The sequence below is a fragment of the Blautia sp. MSK.20.85 genome, assembly GCF_013317245.1.
In the GTDB taxonomy this organism is placed as follows: domain Bacteria; phylum Bacillota; class Clostridia; order Lachnospirales; family Lachnospiraceae; genus Blautia_A.
This window is the reverse complement of sequence record NZ_JAAIUN010000015.1, coordinates 1-16,898: the sequence shown is the minus strand read 5'-3', so window position 1 is coordinate 16,898 and position 16,898 is coordinate 1. Positions and strand designations below refer to the sequence as shown.

The following is a 16,898-nucleotide window of genomic DNA, read 5'->3' as shown; positions in this document are numbered from 1 at the left end:
AATGTTCGGATATGTGACAGTTAATAAACCGGAGATCAAATTTAAAGATTTTGATATGTACCGTTCTTTTTACTGCGGACTTTGCAGAGAACTGAGGGAAAGATATGGCATACCAGGACAGATCTCACTGACTTATGATATGACCTTTGTGGTCCTTCTGCTGAGTGGAGTATATGAACCACCTACACAGAAGGGAACTTCAAGGTGTGCGGTCCATCCTCTGAAACCACAGCCTGTGCGCCGGAATGCAATTACGGAATACTGTGCGGATATGAATGTGATCCTTTCATATTATAAATGCATGGATGACTGGCAGGATGAGCATAAACCTTTGCGTTACGCATACGCCAGACTTCTTAAGACCGGCGGAGAGAAACATATGGCTCATTATCCGGAGAAGATCCGCAGGATAAAGGAAGCTCTTATGGAACTTTCCAGTCTGGAAAAACAGGGAGAAACCGATGTGGACCGTGTTGCCGGGTGTTCCGGAAGGATCATGGAGGAGGTCTTTGCGTTCCGTAAGGATGTGTGGGAATCTTCACTGCGGCGGATGGGATTTTATCTCGGGAAGTTTATTTATATCCTGGATGCTTATGACGATGTGGAAAAAGATGCAGAAAACGGAAATTACAATCCGTTCCTTAAAAAATATAAGATGGAAGGGTTCGAGGAAGAGATACGCCGGATGCTTACAATGATGCTGGCAGAAAGCTGCAGGGAATTTGAAAGAATGCCCGTGATCCGATATGGTGATATCCTTCGAAATATTTTATATTCCGGCGTCTGGTGTCGCTTCACAGCCATCGGACAGAAACGCAGGGAAGAACGGGAGAAAGAAAAGAAATGTTAGATCCATACAGTGTGCTGGGAGTTCCCAGAAACGCATCTGATGATGAAATAAAGAAGGCATACCGGAAGCTCAGCCGAAAATATCATCCGGATGCCAATATCAATAATCCGAATAAAGATCAGGCAGAAGAGAAATTCAAGGAAGTACAGCAGGCGTACGAACAGATCATGAAAGAGCGGGAGTATGGCGGAAGTGCTTCGGGAAATGGGTATGGCAGCTATGGAAATTACGGCGGTTTTGGCGGCTATGGAAGTGCAGGTTCCAGTACCTATCAGGATGAAGAGAGCATGCGAAGACGTGCTGCTTCCAATTATGTGCAGAGCGGCCATTATCAGGAGGCTATGAATGTCCTGAATTCTCTTGGCCAGAAAAATGGCGAGTGGTATTATCTGGCTGCCATGGCCAATATGGGACTTGGCAATAATGTGACGGCTCTGGATCAGATCCGGGAAGCAGTCCGACAGGAGCCTGATAATGTGCAGTACCGCATGATCCTTCAGAGAATGGAGGGCGGCGGTGGCTGGTACCAGCAGCAACAGGATCCTTTTGGAGGAATGCCGACAGCAGGTGGAGATATGTGTGATGCCTGCTGCCGGACTATGGCCTGTGCCATGTGCTGGCCGGGTGGTATTTTCTGCTGCTGATGCGGAGGATAACTATCCGTTTTGAGTATGTTTGTAAGGCGGATCCTGCAGATCCGTTTTGCGATAGATAGGGCAGAACATGTTTGTAAGGCAAACCGCGAAGTGGCTGCGCTCATGAGCGTGCAGCGGAGCAGAATGTTTTGCATCAATGTATCTGCCGGGAAAAAGAGGAGGAAATCGTTATGAGTATAAGAATTGGTATCTTAGGTTATGGAAATCTTGGACGCGGTGTAGAGTGCGCGATCAAACACAATCCGGATACAGAGCTGGTTGCAGTATTTACCAGACGTGACCCGGAAACAGTAAAGATCCTTACAGAGACTGCTAAAGTTTATTCTGTAAACGACGCAGAGAAGCTGAAAGATGAGATCGATGTCCTGATCATCTGCGGAGGAAGTGCTACAGATCTTCCTGTTCAGACACCGGAATATGTGAAATACTTCAATGTTGTGGACAGCTTTGATACACATAAGAGAATTCCAGAGCATTTCGCAAATGTTGACAAGGCAGCAACGGAAACTGGTCATGTAGGAATCATCTCTGTAGGCTGGGATCCGGGAATGTTCTCACTGAACCGTATGTACGCAAATGCCATCCTTACAAACGGAAACGATTATACATTCTGGGGTAAAGGTGTCAGCCAGGGACACTCTGATGCAGTCCGCCGTATCAAAGGCGTAAAAGACGCAAAACAGTACACAATCCCTGTAGAGGCAGCACTTGAGGCAGTAAGAAACGGAGAAAATCCAGAGCTTACCACACGTCAGAAACATACAAGAGAGTGCTTCGTAGTTGCTGAGGAAGGTGCTGATCTTGCGCGTATCGAAGAAGAGATCAAGACTATGCCGAACTACTTTGATGAGTATGACACAACGGTACACTTTATTTCCCAGGAAGAACTTAACCGTGACCACAGCGGAATCCCACATGGTGGTTTTGTGATCCGCAGCGGAAAAACAGGATGGAATGATGAGAACAGCCATGTGATCGAGTACAGCCTGAAACTGGATTCCAATCCGGAGTTCACATCTTCCGTTATCGTTGCTTATGCAAGAGCTGCATATCGCATGAACCAGGAAGGACAGAAGGGATGCAAAACTGTATTTGATGTTGCACCGGCATATTTAAGTGCACTTGACGGAGCAGAACTTCGCAAAAAATTCCTGTAGGAAATTCTCTGTAACAGAGTTGTTACAGGAAGTAACATTTTTTATTAATATCAGATCCCCGGAATATTCAGCGCATATACCTGATGATCCGGGGATTTTTTATGCTGATGAAGGTGCCTGCACAGGAAGAAGAATCCTGGAATCGGGATTTTTCCTGTGCGGAAAAGGAGATTGGAGAGGGAAAAAACGGGAAAGAGTTGACGGGAGATAAAGAATGGTATATAATATGGACGTAAATTTGTAACAGAATTGTAATGAATTGCACGTTTTATTTACCGCTCACAGGATGGGCAGTGCAGACAACGATCAGCCGGACTTCATAAATAGTAAATATCAATTATCTATCAAAGGAGGGTATGTATGCGAAAATTAAGCAAAAAATGGAAACTTTGGGGACTTTTTTTGATCTTGATGTTTTTTGCAGCCGGAGCGACTGTACACACAACTGTAACGGATGTACAGGCGGCAACCAAGAATGGTTTTAAAACAGAAGGCGGGAAGTCCTATTACTACAAAAATGGAAAGAAAGTAAAAGGTTGGCTTACTCTGAACAGAAAGAAGTATTACTTCAATGCCTCTACAGGAGTTCAGGTAAAAGGCTGGGCAAAGGACAGCAAGGGTAAACGCTACTTCTATAATGCCAATGGAGCTAAGGGCTATATGGCAACAGGCTGGCTGACAGACAGCAAGAAGAATACCCGTTACTTTAATCCGTCTACCGGTTATATGACAACCAAGTGGGCAACCATCAGCAATAAGAAATATTATTTCTACAGCGGCAATGGTGTTGCAGCCAAGAGTACGTTTCTTACAGATTCCAAGAACGTGACCAGATATTTTACAAGCAAATGCTTTATGGCCACCGGCTGGGCAACAACATCGACAGCGAAGAAACGCTATTTTGACCCGAGCACAGGTGCTATGTATACAGGCTTCAGGAAGATTGGAAGCTATACATATTATTTCTATAAATCAAAGAAGTCCAAAGGCATTATGGCCACCGGATGGGTGTCCAATATTACCAGCGGAGTGAAATACTATTTTGACCCGTCTACCGGTGTTATGGCTACAGGAACAAAGACCATTGACGGAGTGCAGTACACATTCAGCAGTTCCGGAGTTCTTCAGTCCAGCGGCAGCAATCCGAATACAACAACTCCTTCAAGTTCCAGGACGATCAAAAATTTCCTGGCCAATGCCCTGAAACCGGTAGGACAGACGCTTTATGTATGGGGCGGTGGACATAACTGGTCAGATGCAACCAGAAAAGGTGTAAGCTCCAAGTGGAAACAGTGGTATGATAATAATTCAAGTTCTTATAACTACAGAAACTATATGGACCTCAGTGAATCTACAGAACAGAAGGGCCTTGACTGTTCCGGTTATGTAGGATGGTCTGTATACCAGATCATGCAGAGTAAATCAGGTGGAGTGAATTATACAACTGTTTCCGGAGATATCGGTTCCCTGTATTCTGGCAGGGGAATGGGAAGGATCATTTCCCAGTCAACGCTGTCAAGTTCAAACTGGAAACTTTATCCTGGAGATATCGGATATAACGATGGACATACATGGATGGTTCTTGGTCAGTGCGCAGATAAGAGTGTTGTGATTCTGCACTGTACGCCGAATGCAGGCGTTCAGATTTCCGGAACACCGACACCTAACGGAACTTACGGAAGCCAGGCGATCAAGCTTGCAGAAACCTATATGGCAAAATATCCGGGCGTATCCAAATATGATTACCATGAGTCCAGCGGTAATTACATCCGTAATGGAGCATATTTCAGATGGAACAGAAGCACACTTTCTGATCCGGATGGATACCTGAAGAAGACTGCAAATCAGATTCTTGCAGATCTGTTCAATTAAAAACAGGCTGCAACAGAAATATCAAAAAATTTTATTGAATCAACCAAAAGGGAGAACCGAAAATGCAAGGTTCTCTCTTTTTTAATGTCAAAATAATTAATAAATGTTACAAAGTTTTAAACTAATTGATAGAAAAACCTTGCAATCCAAATAACACTGTGTTAATATATAAAAAGATTGGAACAAGATATTGCAGAAATATTACATGAACTGCTGAGAATGAAATAACAGCAGAGACAAGTAAACAAACGACAGACACAGAGAACTGTCGGATAAATCAGAATTCAGAATCAGATTGCGAGGGTGAACAGTCATGAAGAAAAGAATATTATGTCTGACACTGGCGCTCATCATCAGCGGAGCACAGGTAGTCAGCGTAAGCGCAACAAGAGAAGATGAGGCAGCACTTCAGCAGGAAATGGATGCAACCAATGAACAGCTGAATGCGACTTATTCCAGATTGGATGATCTTTCCGCACAGAAATCACAGATTGAAGGCGAAATTTCCACTCTTGATGCCAATCTTGTAAACGTGATGGTTTCAATCCAGACACTGGAGGGAGACATCTCTAATAAAGAAGCTGATATTGCTTCTACCCAGACGAACCTTGAGAAGGCTAAGAATGCCAAGACCAAGCAGTATGAGGCAATGAAGAAGCGTATTCAGTATCTCTATGAGAAAGGTGGAGATGATGCATGGTTCCAGATGATGCTTAATGCAGAGAACCTGTCAGATCTTCTCACGAAAGCTGAGTACACACAGAAGACATATGAACAGGACAGAAAGAGCCTTGAGAAGTATTCCAATACCATTCAGCAGGTTGCCAACCTGGAAGCTCAGTATACACAGGAGAAGGCAGAACTTGAGGGAATGAAGCAGGAGTACGAGGCTGAGTCACAGAATCTGCAGGTACAGCTGGATGAGAAGCGTGCCACATCTGCGGATTATGACAATGAGATCGCTTATGCACAGCAGCAGGCTACAGACTATGCGAACCTTCTTGCAGAGCAGACAGCAGAGCTTCAGCGTCTGGAGGCAGAGCGTATCGCGGCAGAAGAGGAAGCGAGACGTCAGGCAGAAGCAGAAGCAGCTGCAAGAGCACAGGCAGAGGCAGAAGCACAGGCCCGTGCAGAAGCAGAAGCACAGGCGCAGCAGGATGAAGAAGCTGACAGCGAAGAAGATGTGCAGTATGATGAGAACGGTGATGAGATCGTAAATACAGACGAGGACGCTGCTGAAGATGATACTGAGTATGTGGATGAAGATACAGACACAGCAGATGGAGAGAACGATGATACTCAGTATGATGAAGACGGTAATGCCATAACAGGCGATGAAACAGAAGATACCAACACAGACGATGCAGAAGCCAATACAGACGCGGATTATGATAACAGCGGAGATACTTCCGAAGATACTTCTTCTGACAGTGGAAGCTCTTCTTCCTACAGTGGCTCAGGTTCTTCTGTTGTAGATTATGCGACACAGTTTGTTGGAAATCCATACGTATGGGGCGGAACAAGCCTTACCAATGGTGCAGACTGCTCCGGTTTTGTACAGAGTGTATATGCCAACTTTGGCGTAAGCCTTCCGAGAACTTCCTATGAGCAGCAGAATGCAGGTACTGAGGTATCTTATGCAGATGCCCAGCCAGGAGATCTGATCTGCTATGGTGGACATGTGGCTATTTACATGGGCAATGGACAGATCGTACATGCATCCAATTCTCAGGATGGTATTAAGATCAGTAACGATGCGACATACAGAACGATTGTTTCTGTAAGACGTCTTGTATAATCACGAACCATATAAAATTTATTAAGATGAAGATATTGAACAGCCTGGCGGCATATTCCGCCAGGCTGTTTCTTATAAGGAAACAGTGAATTTATATCAAAAAAATCTGAAACAGTATTGACATATAATTAACAGGGTGTTATTATAATGTCAGTATAATTCCATATTGAACATAGCAAGTGCTGAGGGCATCTGACAGTCATGGATTATCAGAAGCCAGCAGAAAAGGGAATCAGGTGAGAAACCTGAGCGATCCGGTCACTGTAACGGAGGAGCGAATCTCAGAATCCATTGTACCTATGTATGAGAAGGAGAGACGAGCCATGATCCCGGAGCCAGGAAACCTGCTTGTTATGGCGAGGTTAAACTTCCGTGTAAAGTGTAACAACCATTTCAGGGACTCCGCACCCCTGGGACGTTGTCTACTTTTTTACGAGAGTAGGCATTTTTTTATGGAATGCGCCTGTTCATATGAATTATACATGATTAAATGGCAGGCGATACTACTCCGGATACATTCGTTCCCTCCGCGCACTCATGAACGGATTATATTTCTACCCCGGGGTGGGATCGCTACCTCTTTTTTTACGGAAAAATTAAGAGAGTGCATGATCCGGGAGGAGATAAGAACCATGGAGAAACCATATTGGGAGGGAAAAGAATATTCCTATTTCAGCCACAAAAAATGCGAGTATTTTCCATGCCATAAAGGAGCAGATCCGGAAAATTTTAACTGCCTGTTCTGTTATTGTCCGCTGTATGCACTGGGAGATAAATGCGGTGGTAATTTCCATTTTACGGAAAGCGGAATCAAGGACTGCACTGCGTGTAAACTTCCTCACAGAAGAGAGAATTATGGATATATCACAGGAAAATATCAGGAACTTGCGGATATGATAAGAAAGCAGAGAGAGAATTCTCAGGCAGATGAGAAATGATAATAAAGAAAATATAATATAACCCGAAATAATAAGCTAGCTCGGACACATGGTAAAATGTGTCCGAGCTGGCTTTTTTGGTTGTGAGTCAAACATGAATGTGTATTCGGATACATTTTATGTATATTCGATCTTACTGTTTTACCAGATCATCTGGTCTGCAGAAATACCTTCAATCTTGGAAGCTGATTGTTCAGAATCAGCTGTTCCGGGAACATGGCCTGATGAACAAATTCAGCAGCACAGGTAAAATCACCGATGTGTTCCGGACCGTGACTGTCACTGGAGAGCAGCAGCGGCAGATGATATTTGCGGCAGCAGCGGAGAATCTCATAACAGTTTTCTCTGGTATCACCACGGTAGCCATATGGAGCCAGGGAAGCTTCGTTAATTTCAAAGATTGTTCCGGTTTCTCTGGCAGTTCGGGCAAGAACATCATAATTTACCGGATAATGGGTGTTGTCGCTGTGACCGAGGATTTTGACACAGGGATTCTTCATGACATTGACAAAAGCTTCTGTGTTCTCGTCTCTGGTACCGGGACGGTAGTTCCAGGTATGCATGCTTGCAATGGCATAATCAAGTTTGCATAATAATTCCTGATCCAGATCTACAGTTCCCTTCCGGTCCAGAATATTCAGTTCGATTCCGTAGAGCAGATCTACTCCGAAATGTTTTTTCGGAGAATAGGTAAGGCTGCGGAAATAGGAGGAAGTTCCGGCTGCCAGAGTGCCGGGACCGTGATCAGTGATCCCGAGAAGCCGGAGACCTTTCTCGGCAGCTGCGCGTGCCATGTTTGTGATGGTACATTCCGTGCCGTGACCACTGGCGATGGAGTGGGTATGCATATCAGAAAGATACATAAAAATACACCTCTTTTACTGTTTGAGAACATGTGACAGAGCGGAATACGAATGTCCGCTTTGCATAAATTTTTTCTGAAAAACAAAGGAATTCCTATATAAATCTAAGTATGGCAGAGCAGAAAAACAAAGTCAATAGAGAAAAACATAAAAATACAAAAAACAAATAAAATCAACAGGGAACAACCGATAAAAACCACAAAAACAGCTAGAAACACATGTTGGATTTCGTTGACATCGAAGTAGGGGTAAGGTATAATAAAACTACATGAGCACATAGCCGGACAGGAGCGGTTCTGGAAGCGTAGAGGCAGACAGATCACCAGAAACAACCGGTTATGAGAAAGGAGAATCATGGAGAAATTTCATATAGCAGATATCCCGAAAACAGACAGGATCACACATCTTGTGGATAATCTTTATGCCAAGATGCCGGTGATCGAATCTGCCAGAGCGAAACTGGTCACAGAGTCCTACAAGGAAACTGAAGACGAGCCGATCATCACACGCAGAGCGAAGGCTTTTGCCCATATCCTGCATAACATTCCGATCATCATCCGTGATGAGGAACTGATCGTCGGAAGCAGCACCCTGGCACCAAGAGGATGTCAGACATTCCCGGAGTATTCTTTCCAGTGGCTGGAGGATGAACTGGATACGGTGGCTACCAGAACTGCTGATCCATTTTATATTTCGGAGGAGACCAAGGCGGATCTTCGGGAGGTACATAAATACTGGAAGGGTAAGACTACCAGCGAGCTTGCGACTTCCTATATGGCTCCGGAAGCGATCCTTGCCATTGACCACAACATTTTTACACCGGGAAATTATTTCTACAATGGTGTAGGACATGTAACGGTTAAATATGAGGAAGTTCTGGCAATTGGTTATGAGGGTATCATTGCCAAAGCACAGAAAGAACTGGATGAAAGTAATGTGGGAGATGGTGATTATGCGAAGAAGTCACGTTTCCTGGAAGCAGTGATCTTAAGCTGCCAGGCTGTTATTGATTATGCGCATCGTTATGCAGAGCTTGCAGAGCAGATGGCATATCAGTGTCAGGATCCGACCAGAAAACAGGAGCTTCTCCAGATTGCGTCCAACTGTACACGTGTGCCGGAGAAAGGTGCCCGTAATTTCTATGAAGCCTGCCAGTCTTTCTGGTTCGTACAGCAGCTGATCCAGATGGAGAGCAGCGGACATTCCATTTCACCGGGACGTTTTGACCAGTACATGTATCCGTATTACAAGAGTGATATGGAGGCAGGTAATCTTACCAGAGAGTTTGCTCAGGAACTGATGGACTGTATCTGGGTAAAATTAAACGATCTGAACAAATGCCGTGATGCTGCATCAGCAGAAGGTTTTGCAGGCTACAGCCTTTTCCAGAACCTGATCGCAGGCGGCCAGAATAAAGACGGTGAGGATGTGACCAACGATCTTTCCTTTATGTGTATTCAGGCATCCATGCATGTGCATCTTCCGGCACCGTCTCTTTCTGTAAGAGTATGGAACGGATCTCCACATGAATTCCTGATCAAAGCTGCAGAGCTTACAAGAACAGGAATCGGACTTCCGGCTTATTATAATGATGAGGTTATCATTCCGGCGCTGCAGAACAGAGGACTTTCTCTTGCAGATGCCAGGGAATATAACATCATTGGATGCGTAGAACCGCAGAAAGCCGGTAAGACAGACGGCTGGCATGATGCGGCATTCTTCAATATGTGCCGCCCGCTGGAGATGGTTTTCTCCAATGGTATGGATAAAGGAGTCCAGATCGGTGTCAGGACAGGCGATGTCACAGAGATGAAGACCTTTGATGAGTTTTATGACGCATATAAGAAACAGATGGAATATTTTATTTCCCTGCTTGTAAATGCAGACAATGCCATTGACGTGGCACATGCTGAGAGGTGTCCGCTTCCATTCCTTTCCTGTATGGTGGATGACTGCATGAAACGTGGTAAATCCGTTCAGGAGGGAGGCGCTGTTTATAACTTTACCGGCCCTCAGGGATTTGGTATTGCAAACATGGCAGATTCTCTGTATGCGATCCGTAAACTTGTTTATGAAGAAAAGAAAGTTACCATGGAAGAGATGAAGGAAGCTCTGGCATGGAACTATGGCAAGGGTATTGATGCACAGTCTGCAGCAGATATTACTACAATTGTAATGCAGAAGCTTCAGGAAAATGGCATCGGTGTAAATGAGCAGACAGCCAAGGCTGTTATGACAGCAGCGCTTGGAGCAGAACCATCTCCGGAGAAAAAGGCAAGATTTGAAGAAATCCACAAACTGATCGATGAAGTTCCGAAATACGGAAACGATATTCCGGATGTGGATTATTTTGCAAGAGATGTTGCCTATACTTACACAAAACCACTTCAGAAATACAAAAACCCGAGAGGCGGACATTATCAGGCCGGACTTTATCCGGTATCCGCAAATGTTCCCCTTGGCGGACAGACCGGTGCTACACCGGATGGCCGTTATGCACATACACCAGTTGCAGATGGTGTTTCTCCGTCAGCAGGCAAGGATGTGAAGGGCCCGACAGCAGCAGCAACTTCCGTATCCCGTCTGGATCACTTTATCGTATCCAACGGAACACTGTTCAATCAGAAATTCCATCCGTCTGCACTTGCAGGAAGAGAGGGCCTGGAGAAATTTGTAGCACTGATCCGTGGATACTTTGATCAGAAGGGTATGCACATGCAGTTCAATGTTGTCGACAGAGAGACACTTCTGGATGCTCAGAAACATCCGGAGAAATACAAACATCTGGTTGTACGTGTTGCCGGATACAGTGCACTGTTCACTACGCTTTCCAGATCTCTGCAGGATGATATCATCCGAAGAACAGAGCAGGGATTTTAACCGGGGACGCGCAGCAGACGCAAGGAATTAAGAGGTAATTATGGACTATTTGGATACAAAGGGCAGGATCTTTGATATTCAGAAATATTCAGTACACGATGGTCCGGGTATCCGTACCATCGTGTTCCTGAAAGGATGTGTTCTTCGCTGCCGCTGGTGCTGCAATCCGGAATCACAGGAGTACCGGATCCAGAACATGAAAGTTCTGGGTGAGGACAAGGTGATCGGCCGTGATGTGACAGTTCGCGAGATGATCGAGGAAGTGGAGAAAGACCGCGCATATTATTATCGCTCCGGAGGAGGAATTACCCTTTCCGGTGGTGAATGTATGTGTCAGGCGGATTTTTCCAGAGATCTTCTCCGTGCGGCAAAAGAACGTGGTATTAATACCGCAATAGAGAGCATGGCATGTGCTCCCTGGGAAAAGATCGAACAGGTTCTTCCTTACCTGGATGTATATCTGATGGATATCAAACATATGAACCAGGAAAAACATAAGGAGTTTACAGGAAGGGCTAACGGACTGATGCTGGAAAATGCAAGGAAAGTTGCGCTCTACGGAAAAACCAGACTGGTGATCCGTGTTCCGGTTATTCCGACATTCAATGATTCTGTGGAAGAGATCCAGGCGATCGCCAGATTTGCGGCATCCCTTCCGGGCGTAAACAAAATTCATCTTCTTCCCTACCACAGACTGGGACAGGATAAATATGAAGGACTTGGACGCCCTTATTTAATGGAAGGAATTCTTCCGCCGACAGCAGAACATATGCAGATGTTAAAGAACGCGGTGCATGCGGTATGCGGTTTGGACTGTCAGATTGGCGGCTGAGAAACACGGGATTAAAGAGAAAAGATCCTCTGCAAACATACAACATAAAAAACAATAAAAACAACATAACAAACAACAAGAAACCAACACAAAACAACGGATTGCCCTTGACTTATTTTGTGGTATGGAGTAAAATGTTTTCAGAAACAAAATAGTGCAATCCAATGCTCAAGGAGGAAATTAAGCATGGTAAACGAGTTTGAAATCAAAAAACAGCTTTGTGACATCGGTAAGAGAATTTACAACCGTAACATGGTTGCAGCTAACGACGGAAACTTTTCTGTTAAAGTAGCTGAGAATGAATATCTTTGCACACCAACAGGTGTATCTAAAGGATTCATGACACCAGAGTTCATCTGTAAAGTAGATGGTAAAGGTAATGTAATCCAGGCTAACCCGGGATTCAAACCATCATCTGAGATCAAGATGCACATGAGAGTATATGAGAAGAGACCGGACGTAGGATCTGTTGTACATGCTCATCCGATCTATGCAACATCTTTCGCAATCGCAGGTATTCCGCTTACACAGCCGATCATGCCGGAGGCAGTTATCGCTCTTGGATGCGTTCCGATCGCTGAGTATGGTACACCTTCCACAATGGAGATTCCGGACAACCTTGAGAAATACCTTCCATACTTTGATGCAGTACTTCTTGAGAACCACGGAGCACTTACATGGAGCACAGACCTTAACGCTGCATACATGAAGATGGAGTCTGTAGAGTTCTACGCACAGCTTCTGTATCAGACCAAGCTCCTTGGCGGACCGAAGGAATTCGACAAAGAGAACATCGAGAAACTCTATGCGATCCGTCGTAAATTTGGTATGCCTGGTAAACATCCGGCAAGCCTCTGCCTGAACAAAGACGGCAAGAACTGCCACAACTGCGGTGGTGCATGCCACAGTGATGACTACAAACAGTTCCCAGGATATCAGTATGATTTCGTTGGAAAAGACTGCGGAACAAGCGCTGCTGATCCTCAGGGTGAGGCTCCGGCTGCTGCAAACAACGATGCAGAACTCGTTGCTCAGATCACAAAACAGGTTATGGCTCAGCTTGGCCTGAAATAATTTTTTGACGGAATATTAAGGAGGACAATCTCATGCCAATAAGTGAGAATATGGTACAGGAAATTGTACAGGAAGTTATGGCAAAGATGCAGATTGCAGATGCTCCGGCCGGAAAACATGGCGTTTTCAAGGATATGAATGATGCTATCGAGGCAGCCAAAAAGGCTCAGCAGGTAGTTAAGACAATGTCTATGGACCAGAGAGAGAAGATCATCACCTGCATCCGCAAGAAGATCAAAGAGAATGCGGAAGTACTGGCACGTATGGGTGTTGAGGAAACTGGTATGGGTAATGTAGGAGATAAGATCCTCAAACATCACCTGGTAGCAGATAAGACTCCTGGTACCGAAGACATCACAACAACTGCATGGTCCGGAGACAGAGGACTGACTCTGATCGAGATGGGACCGTTTGGCGTGATCGGTGCGATCACACCATGTACAAACCCAAGTGAAACAGTTCTCTGCAACACAATGGGTATGCTGGCAGGAGGAAATACAGTAGTATTCAATCCGCATCCGGCAGCAGTGAAAACTTCTATTTATGCAATCAATCTTCTGAACGAGGCTTCCCTGGAATCAGGCGGCCCGGACAATATTGCTGTCACAGTTGAGAAACCAACTCTTGAGACAAGCAATATCATGATGAAACATAAAGATATCCATCTGATCGCAGCAACAGGAGGCCCTGGTGTTGTAACAGCGGTTCTTTCCTCCGGTAAGAGAGGCATCGGTGCAGGAGCAGGTAACCCGCCGGCACTGGTTGATGATACTGCTGATATCCGCAAGGCTGCACAGGATATCGTAAACGGATGTACCTTCGATAACAACCTTCCATGTATCGCAGAGAAGGAAGTTGTTGCAGTATCTTCCGTAGTTGATGAGTTAATGCACTACATGCTTACAGAGAATGACTGCTACCTTGCTTCCAAGGAAGAGCAGGACAAGCTTGTTGAGACTGTACTTGCAGGCGGCAAGCTGAACCGTAAATGTGTAGGACGTGATGCAAGAACACTTCTTTCCATGATCGGAGTTGACGCACCGGCTAACGTACGCTGCATCATCTTTGAGGGACCGAAGGAACATCCGCTCATCACAACAGAGCTTATGATGCCGATCCTCGGTATCGTAAGAGCTAAGGATTTTGACGATGCTGTAGAGCAGGCTGTATGGCTTGAGCATGGCAACCGTCATTCCGCACATATTCATTCCAAGAATATTGATAACATTACAAAATATGCGAAAGCAATCGATACCGCGATCCTTGTAAAGAACGGCCCGTCCTATTCCGCACTTGGATTCGGAGGAGAAGGTTTCTGTACATTTACCATCGCAAGCCGTACAGGTGAGGGACTTACAAGCGCAAGCACATTCACAAAGAGAAGACGCTGCGTAATGACAGACAGCCTTTGCATTCGTTGATCAGGAGGAACATAAATCATGGATATGAACAATGTAAATATCGAAGAAATCGTTAAACAGGTTCTCTCCGGCATGACAGGAAACGCTCCGGCAGCAGCTGCTGCACCAAGCGCTCCGGCTGCTCCGGCAGGAAACACAATTCCGAAAAAAGCAAGAGTAGCAATGATGACAGAGAAGAAACATTTTGAGCTTCAGGAGTATGATCTTCCGGAAGTTGGCGACGACGACATCCTTGTTAAAGTTGAGGGATGCGGTGTCTGTGGAACAGATGCTCATGAGTACAAAAATGACCCGTTCGGTCTTATCCCGGTAGTTCTCGGACATGAGGGAACCGGTGAGATCGTAAAAATGGGTAAAAACGTTAAAGTTGATACAGCTGGTAAACCGGTTAAAGTCGGCGACAAGATCGTTACATGTATGATCTTCAAAGATGATCCGGAAATCACAATGTTCGACCTTAACAAGAAGAACGTAGGCGGCGCTGATGTATACGGACTTCTTCCAGATGACGATGTAAAATTCAACGGATGGTTCGCTGATTACATCTTCATCAGAGGCGGAAAATTCGGTTCCACATTCTTCAATGTAAGCGACCTGGATCTTGATTCCCGTATCCTCATCGAGCCATGTGCAGTACTTGTACATGCAGTAGAGAGAGCAAAAACAACAGGAATCCTGAAATTCAACAGCAGAGTTGTTGTTCAGGGCTGCGGACCGATCGGTCTGATCTGCATCGCTGTTCTCCATACAATGGGCGTTCACAATATCTGTGCAGTAGACGGAAATGAGAAACGTCTTGAGTTTGCCAAGAGAATGGGCGCAAACACAACTGTAAACTTTATGAATTTCAAAGGCATTGAGGCACTTACTGAGGCTGTTAAAGAGGCTCAGGGCGGACATCTTGCAGATTTCGCTTTCCAGTGTACTGGAAATCCTCATGCACATTCCAACATTTATAAATTCATCCGCAACGGCGGCGGTCTTTGCGAGCTTGGTTTCTTCATCAACGGTGGAGACGCAACCATTAACCCGCACTTCGACCTCTGCTCCAAAGAGATCAACCTTGTTGGTTCCTGGGTATACAACCTGAGAGACTATGCAACAACATTTGATTTCCTTAAGAGAGCAAAAGCAATCGGACTTCCGATGTCTGAGCTGATCACACACAAGTTCCCGCTTGAGGAGATCAACGAGGCACTTGAGACAAACCTGGCAATGACAGGTCTTAAGATCGCGATTGTTAACAAATAACCTTAACGGGAAAGGAGAAGCAACATGGCAGAAGCTGTAGGAATTCTGGAGGTCTTCGGACTTGCGACAGCCTTTGTGGCAGCTGACGCCGGGTGCAAGGCTGCAAATGTCCACCTGGAGGTATTCGATAAGAATAAACCGGCGAATGCGGACAGCCTGCCAGTACCGCTTCTTGTCTGCATCAAGTACCGCGGAAGCGTGTCAGATGTCACGGCAGCGGTAGAAGCCGGCATGAAAGTCGCAGAGAGCATGACAGGTGTGGTACAGCATTACATAATCCCCAACCCGGAACCAGGTACACAGAAAATGCTGAAGATCAGCGCCCTGGATAAAGATTAAGCGGATTCCGAAGTTTACTTTACAAAAGTGGCGGAATCATATATGATAAAATTGTAACGAAGATAAGATTCAGGAGGATAGAATCATGGCACAGGAAGCATTAGGAATGGTTGAGACAAGAGGCCTCACAGCTGCAATCGAGGCAGCAGATGCAATGACAAAAGCAGCTGAGGTTGCGCTTGTAGGAACAGAGAAGATCGGTTCCGGTCTTGTAACTGTTATGGTTCGTGGAGACGTAGGCGCTGTAAAAGCAGCAGTAGAGAGCGGAAGCGCAGCAGCATCCAGACTTGGAGAGCTCGTAGCTACACACGTGATCCCGAGACCTCATACAGATGTAGAAAAAATTCTTCCGAAGCTCTAATTCAGGCTTTGAGAGGAACAGAAATTAATTAAGGAGTTCGCTCATGGGAAAATCATATGGATTTATAGAAATCACAGGTGTGGTTGCGGCGATCAATGCCCTGGACATCATGTGCAAAACGGCAGACGTTGAGCTGGCGTCATGGGAGCGTAAGCTGGGCGGACGACTGGTGACCCTGATCGTACAAGGCGATGTATCAGCAGTTACAGCAGCTGTCAATGCGGCAGTAGAGCAGGCAATCAAGAAACCTGCCAGTTATGCGGTAATTGCCAATCCTCACGAGGAAATCGTCAAACTGGTTGAGCTGAGTGCAAGCCGGTGGAAAAAGAAACAGCAAGAGAATCCGGAAACAGCACTGGAAAGCAAAAACAGCAGCGAAAAATAAACTGCTGCACCAAAAAAGTCAGAAGTAAACAGAACAAATAAAGCATTAGCAATCCATAAGGAGGATATAATCATGACACAGGAAGCATTAGGAATGGTTGAGACAAGAGGACTTACAGCAGCTATCGAGGCAGCTGACCAGATGTGCAAGGCAGCTAACGTTGCACTTGTAGGAACAGAGAAGATCGGTTCCGGTCTTGTAACTGTTATGGTTCGTGGAGA

At 45.4% G+C, this 16,898-nt stretch carries 17 protein-coding genes and 1 riboswitch; of the genes, 16 read left to right on the top strand and 1 reads right to left on the bottom strand.

Annotated features, from left to right (window positions below):
- The first annotated feature begins 1 nt into the window (after position 1).
- From G5B12_RS09775 to G5B12_RS09750, 7 genes are all read left to right on the top strand, one after another.
- The gene (locus G5B12_RS09775) at positions 2 to 850 is read left to right on the top strand and encodes a DUF5685 family protein (RefSeq protein WP_021977495.1); all 849 of its coding nucleotides are present in this window, start codon (positions 2 to 4) and stop codon (positions 848 to 850) included.
- Positions 844 to 1,494, top strand: coding sequence for a J domain-containing protein (locus G5B12_RS09770; protein ID WP_021977494.1), 651 nt, complete (start codon positions 844 to 846; stop codon positions 1,492 to 1,494). Before G5B12_RS09775 ends, G5B12_RS09770 begins: the two co-directional genes overlap by 7 nt.
- Before the next feature lie 182 nt (positions 1,495 to 1,676).
- Positions 1,677 to 2,663, top strand: a complete 987-nt coding sequence (locus G5B12_RS09765; RefSeq protein ID WP_021977493.1) for a diaminopimelate dehydrogenase — start codon at positions 1,677 to 1,679, stop codon at positions 2,661 to 2,663.
- 101 nt (positions 2,664 to 2,764) lie between these two features.
- Positions 2,765 to 2,899 (top strand): hypothetical protein, encoded by a 135-nt coding sequence (locus G5B12_RS17810; RefSeq protein ID WP_255493927.1) that lies wholly within the window; start codon positions 2,765 to 2,767, stop codon positions 2,897 to 2,899.
- Positions 2,900 to 3,023: 124 nt separating this feature from the next.
- Complete coding sequence (locus G5B12_RS09760) at positions 3,024 to 4,535, top strand: N-acetylmuramoyl-L-alanine amidase family protein (protein WP_021977492.1); 1,512 nt, start codon at positions 3,024 to 3,026, stop codon at positions 4,533 to 4,535.
- Positions 4,536 to 4,848: 313 nt separating this feature from the next.
- On the top strand, positions 4,849 to 6,333 hold the full coding sequence (locus G5B12_RS09755) for a C40 family peptidase (protein WP_021977491.1): 1,485 nt from the start codon (positions 4,849 to 4,851) through the stop codon (positions 6,331 to 6,333).
- 163 nt (positions 6,334 to 6,496) lie between these two features.
- A riboswitch (cobalamin riboswitch) is annotated at positions 6,497 to 6,699 on the top strand.
- Positions 6,700 to 6,965: 266 nt separating this feature from the next.
- Positions 6,966 to 7,271 carry a cysteine-rich small domain-containing protein gene (locus G5B12_RS09750; protein WP_021977490.1) on the top strand — a complete coding sequence of 102 codons (306 nt, stop codon included), beginning with the start codon at positions 6,966 to 6,968 and terminating at the stop codon, positions 7,269 to 7,271.
- A gap of 149 nt (positions 7,272 to 7,420) precedes the next feature.
- Here the strand turns inward: G5B12_RS09750 and G5B12_RS09745 are convergent, their stop codons facing one another.
- Positions 7,421 to 8,134: a phosphatase gene (locus G5B12_RS09745; RefSeq protein WP_174088124.1), complete on the bottom strand. Its 714-nt coding sequence runs from the start codon at positions 8,132 to 8,134 to the stop codon at positions 7,421 to 7,423.
- Positions 8,135 to 8,488: 354 nt separating this feature from the next.
- Here G5B12_RS09745 and G5B12_RS09740 point away from each other — a divergent pair, with 354 nt between their 5' ends.
- The 9 genes from G5B12_RS09740 to G5B12_RS09700 all read left to right on the top strand — a co-directional run.
- The gene (locus G5B12_RS09740; RefSeq protein WP_021977488.1) at positions 8,489 to 11,014 is read left to right on the top strand and encodes a glycyl radical protein; all 2,526 of its coding nucleotides are present in this window, start codon (positions 8,489 to 8,491) and stop codon (positions 11,012 to 11,014) included.
- Between the two features lie 40 nt (positions 11,015 to 11,054).
- The gene (locus G5B12_RS09735; RefSeq protein ID WP_118070743.1) at positions 11,055 to 11,846 is read left to right on the top strand and encodes a glycyl-radical enzyme activating protein; all 792 of its coding nucleotides are present in this window, start codon (positions 11,055 to 11,057) and stop codon (positions 11,844 to 11,846) included.
- 186 nt (positions 11,847 to 12,032) lie between these two features.
- Complete coding sequence (locus tag G5B12_RS09730; protein WP_174088123.1) at positions 12,033 to 12,920, top strand: class II aldolase/adducin family protein; 888 nt, start codon at positions 12,033 to 12,035, stop codon at positions 12,918 to 12,920.
- A 32-nt stretch (positions 12,921 to 12,952) separates the two neighbouring features.
- Positions 12,953 to 14,341, top strand: coding sequence for an aldehyde dehydrogenase family protein (locus tag G5B12_RS09725; protein WP_118062686.1), 1,389 nt, complete (start codon positions 12,953 to 12,955; stop codon positions 14,339 to 14,341).
- Positions 14,342 to 14,359: 18 nt separating this feature from the next.
- Entirely contained in the window at positions 14,360 to 15,592 is a 1,233-nt protein-coding gene (locus G5B12_RS09720; protein WP_059086814.1) for a zinc-binding dehydrogenase, read from the top strand.
- Positions 15,593 to 15,616: 24 nt separating this feature from the next.
- Positions 15,617 to 15,931, top strand: coding sequence for a BMC domain-containing protein (locus tag G5B12_RS09715; protein ID WP_015525953.1), 315 nt, complete (start codon positions 15,617 to 15,619; stop codon positions 15,929 to 15,931).
- Positions 15,932 to 16,016: 85 nt separating this feature from the next.
- Positions 16,017 to 16,292, top strand: coding sequence for a propanediol utilization microcompartment protein PduA (gene pduA, locus G5B12_RS09710; protein WP_015525952.1), 276 nt, complete (start codon positions 16,017 to 16,019; stop codon positions 16,290 to 16,292).
- 43 nt (positions 16,293 to 16,335) lie between these two features.
- Positions 16,336 to 16,677, top strand: a complete 342-nt coding sequence (locus tag G5B12_RS09705) for a BMC domain-containing protein (RefSeq protein ID WP_021977483.1) — start codon at positions 16,336 to 16,338, stop codon at positions 16,675 to 16,677.
- A 72-nt stretch (positions 16,678 to 16,749) separates the two neighbouring features.
- Positions 16,750 to 16,898 (top strand): BMC domain-containing protein (locus G5B12_RS09700; protein ID WP_173762624.1); only part of this gene is annotated, 149 nt, incomplete at its 3' end.

What these genes read in the sequence shown, in the direction of transcription:
- G5B12_RS17810 (WP_255493927.1), top strand. Translation starts at nt 2,765, where the DNA reads ATGCTGATGAAGGTGCCTGCACAGGAAGAAGAATCCTGGAATCGGGAT.
- G5B12_RS09770 (WP_021977494.1), top strand. Translation starts at nt 844, where the DNA reads ATGTTAGATCCATACAGTGTGCTGGGAGTTCCCAGAAACGCATCTGAT.
- G5B12_RS09705 (WP_021977483.1), top strand. Translation starts at nt 16,336, where the DNA reads ATGGGAAAATCATATGGATTTATAGAAATCACAGGTGTGGTTGCGGCG.
- G5B12_RS09715 (WP_015525953.1), top strand. Translation starts at nt 15,617, where the DNA reads ATGGCAGAAGCTGTAGGAATTCTGGAGGTCTTCGGACTTGCGACAGCC.
- G5B12_RS09760 (WP_021977492.1), top strand. Translation starts at nt 3,024, where the DNA reads ATGCGAAAATTAAGCAAAAAATGGAAACTTTGGGGACTTTTTTTGATC.
- G5B12_RS09755 (WP_021977491.1), top strand. Translation starts at nt 4,849, where the DNA reads ATGAAGAAAAGAATATTATGTCTGACACTGGCGCTCATCATCAGCGGA.
- G5B12_RS09750 (WP_021977490.1), top strand. Translation starts at nt 6,966, where the DNA reads ATGGAGAAACCATATTGGGAGGGAAAAGAATATTCCTATTTCAGCCAC.
- G5B12_RS09720 (WP_059086814.1), top strand. Translation starts at nt 14,360, where the DNA reads ATGGATATGAACAATGTAAATATCGAAGAAATCGTTAAACAGGTTCTC.
- G5B12_RS09765 (WP_021977493.1), top strand. Translation starts at nt 1,677, where the DNA reads ATGAGTATAAGAATTGGTATCTTAGGTTATGGAAATCTTGGACGCGGT.
- pduA (WP_015525952.1), top strand. Translation starts at nt 16,017, where the DNA reads ATGGCACAGGAAGCATTAGGAATGGTTGAGACAAGAGGCCTCACAGCT.
- G5B12_RS09775 (WP_021977495.1), top strand. Translation starts at nt 2, where the DNA reads ATGTTCGGATATGTGACAGTTAATAAACCGGAGATCAAATTTAAAGAT.
- G5B12_RS09735 (WP_118070743.1), top strand. Translation starts at nt 11,055, where the DNA reads ATGGACTATTTGGATACAAAGGGCAGGATCTTTGATATTCAGAAATAT.
- G5B12_RS09740 (WP_021977488.1), top strand. Translation starts at nt 8,489, where the DNA reads ATGGAGAAATTTCATATAGCAGATATCCCGAAAACAGACAGGATCACA.
- G5B12_RS09745 (WP_174088124.1), bottom strand. Translation starts at nt 8,134, where the DNA reads ATGTATCTTTCTGATATGCATACCCACTCCATCGCCAGTGGTCACGGC.
- G5B12_RS09730 (WP_174088123.1), top strand. Translation starts at nt 12,033, where the DNA reads ATGGTAAACGAGTTTGAAATCAAAAAACAGCTTTGTGACATCGGTAAG.
- G5B12_RS09725 (WP_118062686.1), top strand. Translation starts at nt 12,953, where the DNA reads ATGCCAATAAGTGAGAATATGGTACAGGAAATTGTACAGGAAGTTATG.